The organism is Mesorhizobium sp. LSJC280B00 (assembly GCF_000502835.1).
Lineage (GTDB): Bacteria > Pseudomonadota > Alphaproteobacteria > Rhizobiales > Rhizobiaceae > Mesorhizobium.
Genome location: NZ_AYVL01000005.1, coordinates 72,048 through 90,492 on the forward strand (window position 1 = coordinate 72,048; position 18,445 = coordinate 90,492).

Consider the following 18,445-nt stretch of genomic DNA (forward strand, 5'->3'; position numbering starts at 1 on the left):
TTGCTGGATATCGTTGGACGGTTGCCGGAATTTGACGAGGAGGACACGATTTATGTGTCGGAGCCTTGGACCGAAGATTCAGACGCAATGGTTGCAACTGGGCCGGAAGGGGCATTGGTGCCAGCGGAGGCAGCCAAAGAGGGCCTGACATACTTTCTCGAAATCCACATTGCGATCGAGGTTATCGAGGCCTGGGTTGCGTCGCTGAAAGAAAGGCCCAGCCTTTCCGCGATCTGTGAAAGACTCATTTATTACGCCACCTATGATGCATGAGAGGTAATATGTCGACTGACCCACGTTATGATGGACAGCCGCTGCTTAGGCTACTGGAGCTTTATGTGCTCTGGGCCATCGGAGAACTTTCTCAGGAGTCGGAGGATGGCTTGAAAAAGATGGGCCCCAAACTGCAATCTATCTATGGCGGCGATGGACAATGGCATGACGCAATAGCCCAGTCTATGCACATGCCTGAGGGGATGCCGGCAGCAATCCGGGATATGTGGGCAAGGAACCTCAAAATCGCCCGCGACAATGATGTAACTCTCACACCGCAGAAATTTGCGGAGATGTTCGTGGACGAAAATTTCGTGGGTTGAACGTTCTTCTGATTGGAATTGCGAATTGAGGTGATGATGCCCCTAATTCTGCCCTGCCGTACACCCGGCTTGGCCTGACAGATCGTCCCTTAAAGGGCGTCGCGTATCGACGCGCCTTTAGGTCTTTGTTCATCCATGTCGTTGTCCCAGAACCGCTGCAAACTTTTGGGCGACATGCACTAGCCGCTGAAGCTGGCTCCACCGCGCCAACCGCATTCTACACTCAATAATCGCCGTTGTAGTACCGGTCGTCGCAGGGGGCGGTGTAGATGCGGCCGCTGTTGCGGTCCTGATAGCGGCAAAGCTGTTCGCTGCGCGGCTGGGGCGTGGTGGCGTTGCCGACGACGGCGCCCAGCAAGGCGCCGGCTCCGGCACCGATGACCGTGCTCTTGGTGTTGCCGCCGATCGCCTGGCCGGCAAGCGCGCCGGCGCCGGCGCCGAGCAGCGCACCGGTGCTGGTTCTCTGCTGTGCTTCGGTCTGCGCGCAGCCTGCCAGCGCGGCGGTTACGAACATGGCGGCAATGGCTCTGGACATGGTCATCGTCTGATACTCCCTTGAAGTCTATGAACTAATTCGCAGGCTGATTTTGCCAAGTACGGTCGCATTTGCGGCGGAACATAGGCACCGTGCCTCACGAAATAAGACATGGTTGTTTTTGTCTGACGGCCTGAGACGACGGCTCGGCAAGACGATGCCCAAACGAGACTAATCTTTGACGGCCCCATGTCGCCCGATCTGCTTTTTCTACGCAGCGGCCAACTCTTCCTCAAATCCTCAAACGGAGATACCAAATGACCCGAGGTCTTGCCCGGACGCTTTCGCGTGCCGCCGCCAGAGAAGCCGGCCTTGCCCCGCCCAAGGCGGGGCTTACCGCCAGGACGACCGGACAGGGCGGCGCCTACCGCACCGTCTTTTCGTTCAATGCCATGCCGGTGCCGGTCACCGATGCGCAGGGCTTTGCCAGCCAGAAGCTCTTCGACTTTCTCGATGGCAAGGTGCGGATCAAAGGCGGCACGGCAAGACTGCAGTTCGCCGTGCTGACGCCACGCGCCTCGACCATCAACGACAATGCCGCGCTGACCTGGTCGCTCGGCTCGGCGGCAGCATCGAGCGCTGTACTGGCAGGCACCATGGTCAATGTGGTGGGCGCCACTGGCCGTACGCTGGATGGCGCGGGTGCCGCGCCGTCGAGCGCATCGATTGCCGATGTTGCCGCAGCCTTGACGCTCGACGGCACCGTGACGCCGGTCGACCTCTATCTCAACCTGGCGTTTGCCACCGGCACCGATATCGACGCCGATGGCACGCTGGCGGTGTCGGGCATCATCACGCTGCTCTGGGAGAACTGGGGCGATAATGCGTAGGCGCTAATCTCCCCCCTTGAGGGGGAGATGTTGCCGAAGGCGACAGAGGGGGTCGGTTCGACCGGGCGCGACGCCCGGCGACAGATGAGGTCGGCGCTCCACGCGCGGCTACCCCCTCTGGCCTGCCGGCCATCTCCCCCTCGAGGGGGGAGATACCAAGCTTCGCCGCCAGCGCTCTCATCACCGGCCTTTAATTCTCAACAAAAGGAATCTTCTCATGACAGATCTGGCAGACGCCGGGTCCGTGGTGGCGGCGCCACCGGCGGGCAACCTTGCACGGCCACCGGCCAACGGGGACAACGGGTCCGCCCCGCCTGCGGCCACAAGCTGGTTTGACGGTCTCTCCGAAGGCAACCGCAAGCTTGCTGAAACCAAGGGCTGGACCAAGCCTGACAGCCTCGATCGGGTTTTCAACTCCTATGCGGAGCTGGAGCGGCAGCAGGGCGAGAGCCTGCGCGTTCCGGCAGCCGATGCAGCCGCGGAAGACTGGGACAGGTTCCATGCCCGGCTGCCCGAGGCGATGCGTCCGCTGACCTCACCCGAGAAGGTCGAGTACCGGCGCCCCGACGGGCTCCCCGAAAACTTCGCCTATTCGGACGAACTCGCCAATGCGTCCAAGGCCTGGGCGGTCGAGGCAGGTGCTACCCCGAAGGTCGCACAGGCCTATCACGACCGCTTCGTCGGCTACATGGCCGAGCAGGCCAAGGCACAGCAGATCGCCCTTGCCCGTTCGGTCGAGACGACGCACGACGATCTCGTCAGGGATTGGGGGCCGACCGGCAGCGATGGCTTTCGCCAGAAGCTCGAGGTCGCCAACCGGGCGATGAAGAAGCTCGGACTGGTCAATGCCTACAAGGCGAAGGGCATCCTTCTGCCGGACGGTGCCTTGACCGACCCGCAGATCGCCAAGGCGTTCCACGCCATCGGCGAGGCGATGTTCCGCGAAGACACGATCGACGGCAATGCTGCCTTGAGCGGAGGCAATCCCTTCAAGCGCAATGCCGCCGGCGAGCGCAACCTGACTGGCATCTCGGCGCTCGTCAAAGGCGACCCGGCCCGTGCCCGGCGGCTGGCACGCGAGGCCGGCGAAAATCCCGACCTGTGGATGCCCAACAATCCTCTTTAACCCAAACCTGAAGGAAGACAAAAATGGCAGATGCCTATACCCGTATCGCGGACGCGATCGTTCCCTCCGTCTATGCGCAATACTCGTTCGAGGAGCACGTCCAGTCGCTGGAGATTTACCAGGCCGGGATCCTGTTTTCCGACCCGTCGATCGCCTCGAAGCTCAGCCTGGGCGGACGTTCCGTCGACATGCCCGGCTGGAAGGACCTCGGCAATGATCCGTCCGAGCCGGTCAACGACGACCCGGCCGACTCGATCGAGATGAAGAAGATCGGCGCGCGCCGCGAAGTCGCGGCCCGCAATGTGCGTGCGCAGGCCTGGGGCATCCCGGATCTGACCTCGATCCTTGCCGGCGACGATCCGCAGAAGCTTATCGTGCGCCGCCAGACCGACTACTGGCAGCGCGCCAACAAGCTGACGCTGCTGGGCATACTGAAAGGCGTGCTGGCCGACAACATCGCCAATGACGCCGGTGACCTGGTGCGCGTCACCGGCGCCTCCATCGTAGACACCGACATCATCGAGGCCGCCTATCTGATGGGCGACCGCGCCGACAAATTCAAGACGATCTGGATGCATTCCAAGCAGATGAAGGCGCTGAAGCTCGCCGACCTCATCGACTATGTGCCGTCGTCCGAGCAGGGCGGACCGCTGATCCCCTATTACATGGGGCTCAGGGCCGTCGTCGACGACGACATTCCGGTTGCCGGCGGCGTCTACACGGCGTTCATGTTCAAGGACAAGGCGATCCTGTGGAACGAGCTGCCGGTCAACACCGAAGGCGGGCCGCTCGAGTTCGACCGCAAGCCGCGGCAGGGCCATGGCGGTGGCGTCACCGAAATGGTCGGCCGCCGGCATTTCGTGCCGCATGTGCCGGGCACCCGCTTCCTCGACGCGTCCTCGGCCGGAGAATTCGCCACCGATGCCGAGCTGGCACTGGCGGCAAACTGGGACCGCACGGCGTCGAGCGTCAAGCACATGACGTTCATCGCGCTGAAGACGACGGAGGCCTGATCGGGCTGGAAGGGGGCAGGAGTGAAGAACTCCCGCCCCTTCTGGACGGTAGGTCGGCCGATGTGGCGAACCCCAAGTTCACCCGCTGCGCTGCGCCAGAGTGATGTGAATTTTGGCGTTCACCACATTATTCGTGTTGCCCTTTGGCCAATCGACGGCACCAAACAGTTACAAGAAAGGGCGATGCTGCCTTGTCTTGGTAAGGGAGGTCACCATGAACATGAAGTACAAAACAGTTCAGGAAGTGCTCCGAAAAGCGGGCATTGTCATGAGCAAGAAGGGGGAAGTTCATCGCATAAACTTCTTCAGCGGCCTGGAAGACACCGCCTACTACACGCCAAGTCTTCAGGACGCCCTGGACAGGGGCTTGGCTTTGGCGGGAGGTGCCGGAAGGGTGAAAGCAAGCGTCTTTGCCAAGTCAGCTGAAACAGGGATCTCGACCGGCGCACACGTCGGCTGACACAATTCATGCAAGACATCGCCGCGTTGCGCGGCGGTGTCGTGAACCGCAATAGCCGAAGCATTGCTTCCTTACTTCGAACGGAAAAGAGGCGGATCACGCAGCGCCTGCCACCCGTGTCCTGACGGGCGGTTGGCGTCGTGACGCTCCATGCACGAGACGTGCAACGTTCCGCCCAAGCCAAAATCACAAGAAATCCCAGCCGCCTTGAAGCGGCTTTTTGCCGTGGAGGCACCATGCCCCGTTTTCCCCGACCAACCACACAGCCGGAGGCCTGAGCCATGGCCATCACCCCGCTCGACATCGCCAACATGGCGCTCGCCGTGCTCGACGAGGCGCCGATCGAAAGCCTCGACCAGGATGCCAAGGCGGCACGCCTGCTCAATCTGCATTTCGACCTGACCCGCGAGGCCGAATTGACCAAGCACGCCTTTGTCTTCGCCATCCTGGCGGCCTCGGTCGCCGGCTTCGACACCGGCAGTGGCGCCGGCACGCTGAACTTCGCCTATGAGCTTCCCGCCGATTGCCTGCGGCCCTTGCCGCTGACCCATAGCGGCGAGCCGGACGGCGTTCCGCTCTCATGGCGGCAGGAGGCCGGGCTGATCTATTCGGATCAGGCCGGACCGCGCGTCATCCGCTATGTCGCCAATCTGACCGACCCCAACGACTGGGACGCGCTGTTCAGCGAAGTGCTGGTGGCGGCGCTCGCCATCAAGATCGCCCATCCCTTGACCCACAAGGCCAGCATGATCGACGTCGCCCGTAGCGCCTATGACAGGGCGCTGGACGCCGCCTATTCAGCCAATGCCATTCAGCGCGGCGGCAGATTTTCCACGACGTCCTGGGCTTTCCAGCGCGGCGACAGCCGGTTCGTCGGCCGATGACCACGCTCTATCCGATCCAGGACGCTTTCATCCGCGGCGAGATTTCTCCCCGCTTGCATGCTCGCGCCTCGCTCGACCTTTACCGGGCGGCGCTGTCGAAATGCACGAACTTCGTCACGCTGCCGCATGGCGGCATCAGGAAACGCGGCGGCACGTATTTTTGCGCGCAGGTGAAGGCTCCGTCAAAGGCGACACGGCTGATCCCGTTCATCTTCTCGGCCGATCAGGCCTATGCGCTCGAATTCGGCGATCTCTCCATCCGCGTCTATGCCTATGGCGCGCGCGTCGGCACGGTCGAAGTCGTTTCGCCTTATCCCGAGGCCGATCTCTTCGACCTGCAATTCGTCCAGTCGGCAGACCAGATGTGGATCACCCATAAGGATCATCCGGTCAAAGTGCTGACGCGCACCGCGCACACGACCTGGACGCTGGCCGATTTCGTCTTTCTCGACGGCCCTTACGACAAGATCAACATCACGGCCACGACGCTAACGCCGGCCGCAACCGGCAACGCCATGCCGATCATGGTCGCGAATACGCTGCCAAGCGGCACGGTCAGCAACAGCAACGGCTCATCCGACGTGTGGCAGGTGTTCGATGGCGACAAGCAGAAGGGGGAGAACATAGCGGGCTTTCCGAGCGGGTATCTGCGCTACCAGTTCGGCGGCGGGGCCAAGACAGTCGACGCCTACTGGATTACCGCGACGAATGATCACTCAGACACTGCATCGCCAAGCCAGTGGCAATTCCAGGCCTCGCACAACGGCACCGACTGGACGACGCTGGACAGCCGCGACGGAGAGACGGGCTGGTCCAAGTCGGAAACCCGTTTCTTCGACGGCTTCAACAACACGGTTGCCTACGAATATTATCAGCTGCTGTTTTCAGGTGGCGGCAGCGACGGAACCGCTATCGCCGAACTGGCCCTGCACGAATACGCGCCGTCGCAAACGCCGTTCGATCTTTTGGCCTCCTCGATCGTCGGCATCAACGACGGCATCGGCTTCCAGACCAGCGATGTCGGCCGTGCCGTTCGTCTGCTTGGCGCGGATGGCTTCTGGCGCTGGGCCAAGATCGTTGCCCGGACCAGCACCATGGTGGTCACGGTCCAGTTGTACGGGCATGCTCTGCCCGATCTCAGCCCGATCATTCGCTGGCGTCTCGGCACGTTCGTGCCCGGCAAGTATGTGCAGAGCGGTTCGCTTTACGAGGAGCGCCTGGCGTTCAGCCGAAAATTCTCGGTCTATGCCTCGCAAACCGGCGATTTCGACAACTTCGCCACCGGTGAGAAAGACACCGACGCGCTGGAATTCGTGCAGGCAGGTGGCGGTCAGGCCAACGACATTACGTGGGTGGCGGAATCGGACGGCGCGCTGATCATCGGAACGCTTGGCGGGGTGAGGGCGCTGTCGGGTTCCGGGATCGACGAGGCGCTGACGCCGTCCTCGTTCAAGAACCGCCGGTCGCGGACTTTCGGTTGTGCCCCGCTGCGTCCCGTCGATGCGGGGCAGTCGTTCCTCTATGTCACCCGCTCCCGCAAATCGATCGCCGAGCTGACGCAAAACGCCACCGGCCGCTTCACCTCCGACGATGTCGGTCAAATATCGGAGCACATTCCGAAGAAAGGCGTCGTTGAACTCGCCTCCAGACCGACCCCGACCCGCTGCTGTGGTTCCCNGGCGTCGTTGAACTCGCCTTCCAGACCGACCCCGACCCGCTGCTGTGGTTCCCGCTCGGAAATGGCGAACTCGGCGGCCACACGCACCAGCCGTCGCAAGACGTTCGCGGCATGCATATCCACCAGATCGCCGGAAGCTTCGCAGGATCGAACTGGGCCGTTGTCGAAAGCGCCGTGGTGACGCCCGGCCAGGACGGCAACGACGATCTCTGGCTGATAGTCAAGCGCACGATCGGCGGCGTGACCAGGCGCTATATCGAAATAAAGACCGCGCCGTTCGAGTATGGCGGGATCGGCGATGCATTCGAAGTCGACTGCGGCCTGACCTATGGTGGCGTCGCTGTGGGCACGGTCTCAGGGCTTGATCATCTCAACGGCGAAACAGCCGACGTCCTGGCCGATGGCAAAGTCTACAAGGGCCTTGCCGTGGCCGCTGGCGCGGTCTCGCTGCCCGGTGGGGCTACGGCAGCCAAATGGCAGGTCGGGCTCGGCTACCAGTCCGAAGCCAACACGCTGGAGCTCGATGTCGGCGGCCGCGACGGATCGATCGTCGGGCGGCGCAAGAAGGTGGCCAAGCTCATTCTTTCGCTGCTGGAAACCGACACAACCGGGCTTCAGGTCCAGTCGTTCATCCGCGGCCGCTGGGAGCAGGTTCGCATCCCGTCCGTGGTTGCACCCGACGGCATGGCGAAATTGTTCACCGGCAATGTCGAGGTGCCGATCGACGATAGCTGGGAAGGGCAGGGGCGGGTGAAGATCCGCCACGTCAATCCAACGCCCTGCACGATCAGGGCGATGACACCAGTGTTCGACGCCGAGCCTTAGGAACTGCTGATCTCCCCCCTCGAGGGGGAGATGTCGCCGAAGGCGACAGAGGGGGTCGGTTCGTCCTGACGCGGCCTCCTATCGCCTCCATCGCGGGGGAAGAACGCCGGCGCTCCACGCGAGACGACCCCCTCTGGCCTACCGGCCATCTCCCCTCGAGGGGGGAGATCACCCGCTCCGTCTTCCATCGCTTCCCCAACCAAGGAACCCACCAGTGACCCCAACCCATGCCGAAGACCTCGGCAAGGCGCGGACGGCTGCCGATTTCGCTGCCATCCGCGCCTTGCTCGACACCGACCTCAACAATGCGATCGCCCGCAAGGGCGAGCTGGAAACGGAAAAGTTTCACGCGATCTTCGGCGCCGGCAATTTGACGGCGGCGCGTGCCGCATTGGACGACTGCAACGCTGAAATCGCGCTGATCGAGAAAACCATCGAGGACGCGGACGAGCGCCGCGTCGACGCCCCCCTGGACGACCCCCCCGCCGAAGCCGTCGCCGCCACGCCGGCGCCGGGCGACGAGGTCAGGACAAAGGCCGAGGCGCTCGGCGAGCGCTGGCGCACGGTCCACTGGCTGATCGAGCAGNCACCGCCGCCAACGGCCTGTCCGACGGCGCTGCCGGGGTCAGAGTCAACCTGACCACCATCCGGCGCATTGCCATGGCCGGCCCGCGGGCCGTCGCGCCATCGCGTCTCAGCCGCCCGGCGATCCAGGCCGACCGGCTGCTTTTGTCCTTCCTCAGCCCCGGCGGCGTGCTCGACCGGCGGCCTGCGATCGGCGCGCCGGTCGACGGCATCAAAAGCAAATTCATTCCCGCCGGCGAACGAGGCTGACCATGTGCACACTAGCTCTTATCGGTACGGCGCTTTCGGTCGGCGGCGCGCTGGCGGAAGGCCAACAGTCGAAGCAAATGGCCGAGTACCAGGCCAAGGCCTATGAACAGCAGGCGCGGGCCGACGCCCAAAGCTCGGCCTTCGAGCAGGGCCAGGAGCGCCATAAGCAGGATCTGCTGCAGGCGCAGGCGCGTGCCCAGGCCGGCGCTTCGGGCGTCGCTATTTCTGGTTCGCCGACCGAGGTGATGGCGGCCAATGCAAGGCAGGGCCAGCTCGACCTCAAGGCGATCCAGTACGGCTCGCAGCTGCGCCAGAACGGTCTCGCCACGCAGGCGGCGATCGCGCGCTTTTCCGGCAGGCAGGCGGTCGGCGCCTCGATCTTCAAGGCCGGCAGCAATCTCGTGTCCGGCATCTCCGGCCTCCACGACCCGGCCAAGGCGGTGACGTTCGGCAGAAGCGCCTTCCCGCCGGCGCCGGGTGGAGGCCTCTACTGATGGCCACCATCCCGCTCCAGCTTGCCCAGCGCCGCCTCGACACCGGCACTGTGGCCTCCTATCCCAGCGGCTCGCCGGCGGGCGCCGCCATGCAAGGCTTTGGCGACGAGCTGTCGGCGATTGCCGAGCGCTTCCGGCAGCAGAAGCAGCAGCAGGATGCATTCGACGCCGACATTATCGGCCGCGAGCTGAACGCACGCATCGCGCACGCCGAGGCCGTGGCGGTGCAGACCGCGCCGGCCGACGGCGGCGGCCTGCACGACTTCATGTATGGCCAGCTCGGTCCGCGCAGCGACGGCGTCGTCAAGCCCGGCCTGTTCGACCAGATCTTCGACGACACCGTAGCGAAAGTGCCGGAGGGCGAACGCGCCAATTTCCTGGCGCAAAAGCAGGCGTTGCGGCTCGCCGGCTCGGCCCGCATGGCCGCGCAGCAGCACGCGCGGCGCCAGAACTATGAGCAGGCCGAGTGGAGCAAGGTCGAGCAAATCTACACCGGCTCGATCGCGCAAAGCGACCCGAACGACACAAAAACATTCGAGGCGATCAGGCAGAGCGGGCTCGACCTGATCGGCAAGATGGGCAACCCACTCGCCAGGCAGGCGGCCGAGGCTGCCTGGCGCGCCAACACGGCCAAGGCGCTTGTCCGGGCGATGATTGCCCAGGACCCGAAGCGTGCTGCGGAGATGCTGGGTGGGGGGTCGGGAGCGACTGACGGCAGGACCAAGGACGATACCGTCGAGGCTGTGAGTGGGCCTCCGGCGGATGGAACTGCCGCACCGGCTTCGCTCCGTGACCGCGTAGGCAAGCTTACGCCGGACCAAACGTTGGCGCAGGCTTTTGGGGACGACATTGCCCCCGAAGAGCGGCCAGGGTTGGTCCAGCAGGCCCGAGCCGCCGACGCGATGCGGCAAGTCGAAAAACGCACAAACATTATCCTGGCCGAGCAGAATGCGCCGGCCGACATCAGGGACAATGGAACCTATTCCGGCCCGATCCCAACGCCGGAACAGTTCGTCGCTCTCTATGGCGCTACCGAAGGCGCCAGGCGCTTCGAGGCGTTCAACAGGACCGTTGAGGTTAATCGTCAATTCCACGGCATGCGCGACCTGTCGAATAACGCCGTGCGGGCCATGGTCAAGGACGCCGACCCCACCGCAGATAGTTCAACGCCGGAAGTGCACAAGGCGCGCCATGACGCTATCGCCACCGCCGCGGACCTGACGTTCAAGGCCAGGCAGGCCGATCCGGGCGGCTATGTCCGCGAGGCATTCGCGAACCTTGATGCGGCCTGGAGCAACCTGTCGAAGCCGGGAGACTATCGGGCGGCGATCATTGGCTCCATCGCCGCCCAGCAACAGTTGGGTTTTGAGACCGCCCAGCCGCTACCCAACTCTGTCGCTGAGGACATTGTCGGCAGACTCAAGGCCCAGCCGCAAGACCAGACCGCAGAGCTGCGCAATGTGTTCGCCGCGCTACCGAATCAAGCCGCGCGCGAAGCGGTGCTCAGCCACCTGTTTCAGACCAGCGCGTCCCAAACAGATAACAGCATCGCGGATAGGTCGGTCCGGGCAGCTGTAGTCGACCCGATGATGCTGCTCGATTTAGCCAACACTGTCGAGCCAGGACGATCGGTATCAAACGCGGAACTCACCAACTACTTACCGACGAATCAAGAGTGGCTCGGGAGATTGATAGCCGGCGACAGTGAGCGGGGGAGCCTGTGGCGTCGTCTCGCACAAAAACTCGTGGGCTCCGATGGGCTTGGCGAAGACAGCATCTCGGTGGCCGACTTCACGCCGTTGGGGACGTCATTTGCACTGGAGAAGGCTGGAAATGCAGCGCTGGAAGGCAACTACGAAGAAACACTGCTCAATGCCGCGGGCGCAATTCCTGGCGATAGGTTGGCGGCCGTGGCCCTGGAACGCGCCGCGGCGAAGATTGCCAAGCCCTGGGTAGAGAAACTCTCAATATTTTCGAGGCGGCCGACTGACCTAGTCGAAGGCGGCGAGGCGCTTGTTCGTGGGGTCGATGCCGAAACCCTTAGGCACCAGCAAGCGCTTGCGCGCTCGGTCTCGCCACCAATGCCACGCCGGAAGACACCACCCGGCGAAATATCCGACAGTGGCGTTGAAACCGCGCTATTAGCTGCGATGCTTGCCAGGGATACGTCCAAAGTTAAACATGCCGGGGGCGAAGGTTGGCTGGGCTCCATCCAAGGACTATCGAAAAACCTTTTTCGACGCGAATCCTAGCCTCAACAAAAGCAACTATATAGTGCATCATGGCGTCGAGCAGGGGATTTTAAAAAGGTATCTCGGGCTTTTTACAGAGCAAGAGCTGCATTCAATCGAGAATCTTCGTGGAATCCGGAACGAGTTCGACATAAATTTGCACCAGAAGGTCATTCGGAACGAGTGAGAATATTTCTATAAGAATAACTCTCATGCTACCCGCCATAACGTCCTTGACTATGTTACCGAAATCGACAAGAAGTATGGACATTTGTTCTATCCGCCAATAGGTGAATGATGAGATACTTTGACATTCTGCCCGATGTGGCCGGCGGATTGGGTGACGGCACTGTTATGGATACCAGCGTCCACCCTCCTATCGTGAGCAAGCTTGTGTACCAGATGGAGGGATGGATCGGTGATGTTCTTATAACAAGCTTTCCATGTTTCCTCGTGACGGAAGAGGCCGCGCACGCGTTGTCAGAAATCGGCTTCACCGGAGCGACATTCGCCCCTGTTGAAGTCACAACGTCCGAAGATTTCCGCGAACTTCAGCCCGAGGTAGAGCTTCCATCTTTCGTGTGGCTGAAGGTAAACGGGAAAGCGGGTCACGATGACTTCGGCATCGCCAAGAACCTTAACCTCGTCTTATCGGAGCGAGTCTTCGATGTGTTTGATGAACGAGGTCTCCCTTCCGCTACCATCAAGCCGTTCGACGTTCGGCAAGAGTAGGTTAGGCACCGTCAGATTGATCGGCTGGTAGATTGGAGGTCGCAATGTTCGAGAAATTTCGCCAAAACTTCCCGGTGGATAGTAGGATGCCGGCGGACACCGGCAATTTCTCCCTGGATACGAAAGTGCCTGGATTGAGCGAGTTGCTGGCCAGTTTCGGCGGCGCTTCGTTCAAGCACGGTTTGTACAGGATAATCCGGGCGCAGGACGTGGCACGTTGGAACGCACGTGTCTGCCTGGGTTTTCCGGAATTCACCGGCCGGATCACCTGCTTTGGTTATGATTGGCTGGGGACGGCGCTTGCAGTCGATAGCCAAAGGCTGGAACAAGGGGAACCTGGTGTCGTGATGTTCGAGCCGGGCACGGGGGAGGTGCTCCAGGTGCCGGCCAACATCCGCACCTTCCACGAGGTCGATGTCATAGAGGATGAAGACGCGGCGTTGGCCGCCAACCTTTACGCGGATTGGCGCGAGGCCGGTGGCGCCGAACCGGCTTACAACCAATGCATCGGCTACAAGATACCATTGTTTCTCGATGGCAAGGACGAAATCAAAAACCAGGAGCTGTCGGACCTGGAAGTCTATTGGCACATAATGGGCCAACTTATCGCGAAGGTGAAAGACCTGCCGCCGGGAACACCTGTCAATATCCGAGACCTTCTCTAAAACAGGGTTTCCGCTGATCTGCCATTGGGGACTCCCGTTCGAAGCTTGGCTAGAGGCGGTATTCGCCTCTGGTCTGAAGGGATGCAACCCCCGCAGTCTGTGATGCGGTATCCGTTTTGTGGCCGGACGGTCCGGGTAGAGCGTGCCACCATCGGGACAGCGGTCTGATTGTGGTCACGATGCTGGCTTATGGCCTGCTAACCGCCGGGCGGTCAGTTGGCGGTCCGGATCGCCTCCTGTTTCAGATGAAGGATTGACCTGTTGCGCACAGACACTTTTCCGACCATGGCAAGGATCGCTTTTCTGCTTACCTTGGCCGGTGTTCTCCTGCTCGCGCTTTCGCCGGTGCGCTTCCTGCAGGAGTTGGACATGGGCTTCACCTTCCACCATGACAAGCTCAACCACGCCGCGGCGTTCGCTGTGCTGGCGGCGCTCGGAAGCCTCGGCTGGCCGGAACACAAGACGAGGCTGGTCGTGCTCCTCGCTCTTACCGGCGCGGCGATCGAGCTGCTTCAGGGCGCCCAGCTGATCGCGCGCGATATGGATATCCTCGACTGGGTCGCCGACTGCGCCGGCATGGCCTGCGGGCTGGCGGCCATGGGCGGGACAAGAAGGCTCATTGGCGGGCTGCTATAGCCCTGGACCGCGCTGCTCACTATCCGCAAAATCGTCCGTGAATACACCGGCTGCGCCGGATAGCGCGGTGTCCGGCCGCGTAGCTTAAGTCTCCCACCGACAGCACCGAACCCCTTCCAGCCTCGCTTATGCGGGGCTTTTTTTATGGAGCAAGCCCTCATGTCCCGACCTGCAACTGCCGCCGTTCGCCTCCTGACCGGCGAACGCGAACCCGTGCGCCTCGCAACCACGGCCGACGTCCTCCTGCACGGCCTGCAGGCCATCGATGGCGTGCCGGCCGAAATCGGCGACCGCGTGCTGGTCAAGGACCAGGCCGACCCGACGCAGAACGGCATCTACACCGCGAGCGCAGGCGAATGGTTCCGCGCCGCCGATGCCCGCACTACCCGCACCCTGCAGAAGGGCACGACCGTTCACACCCAGATCGGGTCGGACAATGCGGACCGCGTGTTCGAGTTCACGGCCGACGAGCCGGCCGTCGGCGCCGATGCCATCACCATCGCCGCATCCGTTCCGCCCGACATCGCGGACGTGGTCGAAGAGGTCGAAGCGCTGCGCGATGAAACCCAGGCGCTGAAGGATGCTGCCGCCGCCAGCGCCGGCCAGGCATCCGCGAGCGCTGCCGCTTCCGCCGCGAATGCCGGCCAAACCACTGCCGACCGGGCTGCCACCAATTTCGATGCTGTCGCGGCCGCGGCGGCCGTCATCAGCGCTCAGGCCGCACGCGACGCTTCGCTCTACGGCAAGGGCATTTTCCCGACGACTGCGGCGGCAATCGGCTTCGGCGTCGTCGGCAACGGTGCGATCACGGCGGGCTCGGGCGGCGCCAATGGCACGTTCGACCTGGCGTTTACTGGCGGGACCGGTTCGGGCGCCGCCGGCCGCTTCATAGTGGCGGGCGGGGCGCTGACGCAGATACTGATCACGGCGCCGGGCTCCTACACGGTGGCGCCGACGTTCAGTTTTGCAGCCTCGGCAGGGCTCGCCGGCGCCGCCGCCGCGGCGGTGCTGGGCAGGAATGTCGATGTCGGCGAGTATTTCTGGACCGAAGCTTCGACTGGTTCGTTGGGGTTGTACAATGTCGGGGCAGGCCCGATCGCCGTCGATACAGGTGTCCGGGCGTCACCGGCGGAGATTGCGCTGATCAGCTCAAGGGTCGTCGGGCCAGTTCCGATCACTGGTTCCGTCGGCGGCACGGTGATTACGAACGACAGCATCTATTTCTGGCCCGGATCGCTGTCGACGGTCGACGAATATCTGGCAACCTTGGAGCTCGGATTTGGCGCCGTGCCGGGGACAGCCCACATCGTCATTGCCCACGTCGAGGGCGACGGGACGCTTAGCCTGGTTTCAGAGCAGACGATATCCTTTCCAGCCGGCCCGTCGTCTGTTGTTTCAGGGCTTTCGATCCTGAAGCCTGCCGGCAGCGTCATGGGCGTCCAGCGCACTGGCGCTGGTAGCTGGTACTACACTGCCGGGCCAATTCCGAACGGCGAACTCGAGTGGTTCACGGCCGCGGTTCCGGCCTCGCACGCGGCCAAGACTATAGGCGCGGTAAATGGCCCGCAGTGGAAGGCGACCTTCACCGGCGAAGTCGCCGTCAAGGCGCGTGCTGCCTATACCACGGCAAACGGTCTCGTTTCCGCTGTCGGCATTAGCCAGGAAATCGGCTGGCCGACGCTGGTCAACACCGGGTCGGACGTTCCGGGCAGCTACAGCGTCATCATGCGGACGCCAGCGCCGGCCGACGGCTATATTACAGCGGTCGACGTTGGCGCTGGCGCTGGCGCCGGCGCTGCGCTCATTCATGTAGTGGACTATCTCGGCGGGTTGGTGGTCAACGTCCTAAGCACATATGCGGTGACGCTGATCAACGGGGTCGCCCATATTCCGCTGGGTATCCCAATCCCAGCCGGCAAATATCCGGCGATCAGCGGTGGCGCCTACAAGTTTCAAAACAGCGTCAACCCGCAAGGCATCCCTGCATGGATCAAGTCAGGCGCGCTGTCGAATGGCGCGACCATAGCATCATCCGCCCAGCATCGGTATGAGGTCCGCTTTACGATCAAAACCGGTCTGCTCGCCGATGCCGATCGGGCCTTGGCCGGGGGCGGCGGAAATGACGGCATGAACCTGCTGGGTGGCGCCGATCCGAACGGCGTCGTCGATGCGACCGCGCTGTTTGCGTCGGCGGCGAGCACTCATCCGAATCCCTATGTGCCGCCTGGAAATTTCGCTTTGACGGCCATTCCTGCATCAGGCGACGGCCTCTGGGGGCCGGGCAAGCCGATGGTCGGCGGCAAGCGCTTCTTCATTCCGCGCCAGCCTTCTTTGCAAAACCTCTTTGACGGGTTTCGCGCGAAGATGGCCGAACACATCGCCAACAACGATGTGCTCTGTCTGATCGCCGATAGCATCGGCCATTGGGCGCTTGCCAGCGACGGGCCGAAACACTGGTTCAACCTGGTTACCCGTTTTGCCAATATCGGCATTGCGGACGATGAACCGGGCATGACCGCGTTGCGGCCAAGCTCTACCTACCTTCCGACGTTTTATGGCGTCACCGTCGCCGGGAGCGTGTCGACAGGGTCGCGCGGGCCGATCGGCGAGAGCATCATCCTCGCCGCAGGCGCATCCTTGGCGTTCACCGGCGCCTGTGAACAGGTCGACGTCCACTACACCCAGGACGCCGCCCAGGGCTCGCTTGCCTTCGCCTTCAACGGCGCCGCGGCGTACAAAACCGTCAACTGTGCCGGCGCCCTGGCGCTTGATCAGTATTCGGGGCCGTCGCTCACCGGGCAAGCGGCAAGCGGCAATTACACGCTTACGGCTGTCGGCGGGCCTGTGGAGATCACCGGGCTCATCCGGCTTGGCGTTAAGGCGGCCGGCTCGCGTCCGCGCCTGCGCACCTTGCGCGCGGCACACGGCAGCTATACCTTCTCGTCATTCAACACCGAGCGTCTTACATCGGCCGCCGCTCAATGCGGCTACGCCGGCGGCAAGATCGTGCCCATCCTGGCGCTCGGCATCAATGACAGTTTTGGCACGCCGCCGGCCACGATATCGGCAAACATCGCAACAATCATCAACACGCTGGAAGCGGCCGCTGCACCGCGTATCCTTGTCATGCCGCCGACGCGGCCTTCGGCGGCATGGGATGCAAGCTACACCGGCGGCCGCACCTATGATGCCGCTCTCGGCGCGATCCGACAGATCTACAGGTCCCGGAACGTGCTGACCATCCCGGTCGATGGCTTCGATTACATCAACTCTGGGAACTACCAAGAGGGGCTGCATTTCAACGATGCCGGCCATGACGGCAACGCGCTGCGCTTCATCGAACAAGTCGCGGAACGGGGATAGCCAATGCCGTTCCCTATTCAGCACAAGGGCGAACTCGTCACCGAGCTCGAGGAGGGCGAGGAATGGCTGGTGGTCGGCGCGATGATCATGGTCGCAAAGCCGAAGGATCCGGCACACAGCCGCAAAATCCCGGTTCCTGAAGGCGACATTGAGGGTCTCGTTGAGGTCTGGGTAGGCGTCGCGTAGTCGAAGCTGGACGCCATTCGCAGGCAATGGCAGGATGAGGTTGGCGGGGGGCTATCCTTGGAGGATTGTCCATGGCGCATGCCGGCAGCATCATCGACATCTATGACGACTATTACGCCGATGGAAAAGTAGCCGCAAAACGGGATATAGCTTCAAACCAGTCGGTCGGGCACATCGAAGCGATCATTCAAAGCCAGTGCTTCGACAGGATTCTTGACATCGGGGCGGGCGAAGGTGCGGTGCTGGATAAGCTGAACAGGAAGGGGCTCGGTAAGAAACTTGGCGCCGTCGAGATTTCGAAGAGCGGCGTCGAGGCCATCAAGGCAAGAAAAATCGCCAAACTGGCCAACGTCGACGTATTCGACGGCTATCACATCCCCCATCCCGACAAGTCGTTCGATCTCGGGCTTGCCATTCACGTCGTCGAACACGTCGAGCACGAACGGATGTTTCTGAGGGAGGCGGCTCGGGTCTGCAAGAAGCTCTATATCGAAGTGCCTTTGGAGCATACGCGAGATATCAGTAAGGCCATTCGGATGTCAGGGCCGTATGGGCATATCAACTTCTACACGACCCAAACGTTTGAAAACCTTCTCAAAACGTCCGGGCTAAAGGTCGAGCGGCTAAAGGTTTTTGCGCACGACCTCGCCTATGAACAGCACCTGGCTGGCGAAAAAAAAGGATGGGTAAAACACAGACTGCGAACCGAATTTCTCAGGTTTGCACCCAAGATGGCGATGCGCAGCATGGCCTACATGGCTGGAGCTCTGTGCTCAAGTCGCTGATCTAGCAGCAGCGCCGCCGATTTGCTTTGCAGGATTACCGCCGACCATACTAAAGGGCGGCACGTCTTTTGTGACCACAGACCCCGCACCGACGACCGATCCCTTGCCGATCGTTACGCCCTTGAGAATGATGACGTTGAAGCCGATAAAAACACTGTCTTCAATCTTCACTGGCGCAACGGTGATCTTTGACCAGTCCTTTTTCCCCTGATGCCAGTCGGCGATATCTTCCTGGCGGTCTTGCCAACCCGTCGCGTGAGAATTGTGATCGACGACTGTGGTACCCCAACTAATGATCACGTCATCCCCGATTTCGATCCTCTCAGCCGCTACGAGGTGGCTCTTGCCGATATAGGATCTTTTTCCAACGATGATCTTTGCATCGGCGCGATCGAAGGAAAAGACGCCATTGATGATGCATTCTTCGCCGATCGCATGCTTGCCTCGCCGCAAACTGCGGACGCTCCGCAAACTTAGCTTCGTCGCGGGACCGGAGTTGATGCCGGCTAGGCGGTAGAGGAATGATGGAACGAATGGCATATCAGTTACGGTTGAAGTGCGGCTTTGACAAC

The 18,445-nt window shown here is 62.1% G+C and carries 19 protein-coding genes; 17 read left to right on the forward strand and 2 right to left on the reverse strand.

Going from position 1 to position 18,445, the window contains the following annotated elements:
• Together X773_RS49170 and X773_RS49175 are read left to right on the forward strand one after the other, a co-directional pair.
• Nucleotides 1-273, forward strand: a complete 273-nt coding sequence (locus X773_RS49170) for a hypothetical protein (protein ID WP_023675731.1) — start codon at nt 1-3, stop codon at nt 271-273.
• A gap of 8 nt (nt 274-281) precedes the next feature.
• Nucleotides 282-596: a hypothetical protein gene (locus X773_RS49175; protein ID WP_031211512.1), complete on the forward strand. Its 315-nt coding sequence runs from the start codon at nt 282-284 to the stop codon at nt 594-596.
• Between the two features lie 223 nt (nt 597-819).
• Here the strand turns inward: X773_RS49175 and X773_RS49180 are convergent, their stop codons facing one another.
• Nucleotides 820-1,137, reverse strand: a complete 318-nt coding sequence (locus X773_RS49180; protein ID WP_023675733.1) for a YMGG-like glycine zipper-containing protein — start codon at nt 1,135-1,137, stop codon at nt 820-822.
• A gap of 251 nt (nt 1,138-1,388) precedes the next feature.
• On the opposite strand from X773_RS49180, the gene X773_RS49185 reads away from it, so the two are divergent.
• The 15 genes from X773_RS49185 (at nt 1,389) to X773_RS49250 (ending at nt 17,873) form a co-directional block, all read left to right on the forward strand.
• Nucleotides 1,389-1,961 (forward strand): hypothetical protein, encoded by a 573-nt coding sequence (locus tag X773_RS49185; protein ID WP_023675734.1) that lies wholly within the window; start codon nt 1,389-1,391, stop codon nt 1,959-1,961.
• 217 nt (nt 1,962-2,178) lie between these two features.
• On the forward strand, nt 2,179-3,087 hold the full coding sequence (locus tag X773_RS49190) for a hypothetical protein (RefSeq protein ID WP_023675735.1): 909 nt from the start codon (nt 2,179-2,181) through the stop codon (nt 3,085-3,087).
• Nucleotides 3,088-3,110: 23 nt separating this feature from the next.
• Complete coding sequence (locus tag X773_RS49195) at nt 3,111-4,100, forward strand: hypothetical protein (RefSeq protein WP_023675736.1); 990 nt, start codon at nt 3,111-3,113, stop codon at nt 4,098-4,100.
• Nucleotides 4,101-4,314: 214 nt separating this feature from the next.
• A complete protein-coding gene (locus tag X773_RS49200; protein WP_031211513.1) occupies nt 4,315-4,560 on the forward strand; it encodes a hypothetical protein in 246 nt (81 codons plus the stop codon).
• A gap of 281 nt (nt 4,561-4,841) precedes the next feature.
• Entirely contained in the window at nt 4,842-5,444 is a 603-nt protein-coding gene (locus X773_RS49205; protein WP_023675738.1) for a hypothetical protein, read from the forward strand.
• A 1,789-nt stretch (nt 5,445-7,233) separates the two neighbouring features.
• Nucleotides 7,234-7,947: a hypothetical protein gene (locus X773_RS77995; protein WP_023675740.1), complete on the forward strand. Its 714-nt coding sequence runs from the start codon at nt 7,234-7,236 to the stop codon at nt 7,945-7,947.
• 660 nt (nt 7,948-8,607) lie between these two features.
• Nucleotides 8,608-8,781, forward strand: a complete 174-nt coding sequence (locus tag X773_RS78000) for a hypothetical protein (RefSeq protein WP_023675742.1) — start codon at nt 8,608-8,610, stop codon at nt 8,779-8,781.
• Between the two features lie 2 nt (nt 8,782-8,783).
• Nucleotides 8,784-9,275, forward strand: a complete 492-nt coding sequence (locus tag X773_RS49220; protein WP_023675743.1) for a hypothetical protein — start codon at nt 8,784-8,786, stop codon at nt 9,273-9,275.
• Nucleotides 9,276-9,364: 89 nt separating this feature from the next.
• The gene (locus X773_RS77290) at nt 9,365-11,527 is read left to right on the forward strand and encodes a hypothetical protein (protein WP_198023544.1); all 2,163 of its coding nucleotides are present in this window, start codon (nt 9,365-9,367) and stop codon (nt 11,525-11,527) included.
• Between the two features lie 276 nt (nt 11,528-11,803).
• The gene (locus X773_RS49225) at nt 11,804-12,238 is read left to right on the forward strand and encodes a hypothetical protein (protein ID WP_023675746.1); all 435 of its coding nucleotides are present in this window, start codon (nt 11,804-11,806) and stop codon (nt 12,236-12,238) included.
• Nucleotides 12,239-12,282: 44 nt separating this feature from the next.
• On the forward strand, nt 12,283-12,903 hold the full coding sequence (locus X773_RS49230; protein WP_031211521.1) for a T6SS immunity protein Tdi1 domain-containing protein: 621 nt from the start codon (nt 12,283-12,285) through the stop codon (nt 12,901-12,903).
• 261 nt (nt 12,904-13,164) lie between these two features.
• A complete protein-coding gene (locus X773_RS49235; RefSeq protein ID WP_348625922.1) occupies nt 13,165-13,539 on the forward strand; it encodes a hypothetical protein in 375 nt (124 codons plus the stop codon).
• Nucleotides 13,540-13,698: 159 nt separating this feature from the next.
• Nucleotides 13,699-16,902: an SGNH/GDSL hydrolase family protein gene (locus X773_RS49240; protein ID WP_031211525.1), complete on the forward strand. Its 3,204-nt coding sequence runs from the start codon at nt 13,699-13,701 to the stop codon at nt 16,900-16,902.
• A 3-nt stretch (nt 16,903-16,905) separates the two neighbouring features.
• Nucleotides 16,906-17,088 (forward strand): hypothetical protein, encoded by a 183-nt coding sequence (locus X773_RS49245; RefSeq protein ID WP_023675750.1) that lies wholly within the window; start codon nt 16,906-16,908, stop codon nt 17,086-17,088.
• Between the two features lie 71 nt (nt 17,089-17,159).
• Nucleotides 17,160-17,873 (forward strand): class I SAM-dependent methyltransferase, encoded by a 714-nt coding sequence (locus X773_RS49250; RefSeq protein ID WP_023675751.1) that lies wholly within the window; start codon nt 17,160-17,162, stop codon nt 17,871-17,873.
• On the opposite strand, the gene X773_RS78975 is transcribed toward X773_RS49250, so the two are convergent.
• Nucleotides 17,862-18,413 carry an acyltransferase gene (locus X773_RS78975; protein WP_031211527.1) on the reverse strand — a complete coding sequence of 184 codons (552 nt, stop codon included), beginning with the start codon at nt 18,411-18,413 and terminating at the stop codon, nt 17,862-17,864. The genes X773_RS49250 and X773_RS78975 overlap by 12 nt on opposite strands.
• Nucleotides 18,414-18,445: the final 32 nt, after the last annotated feature.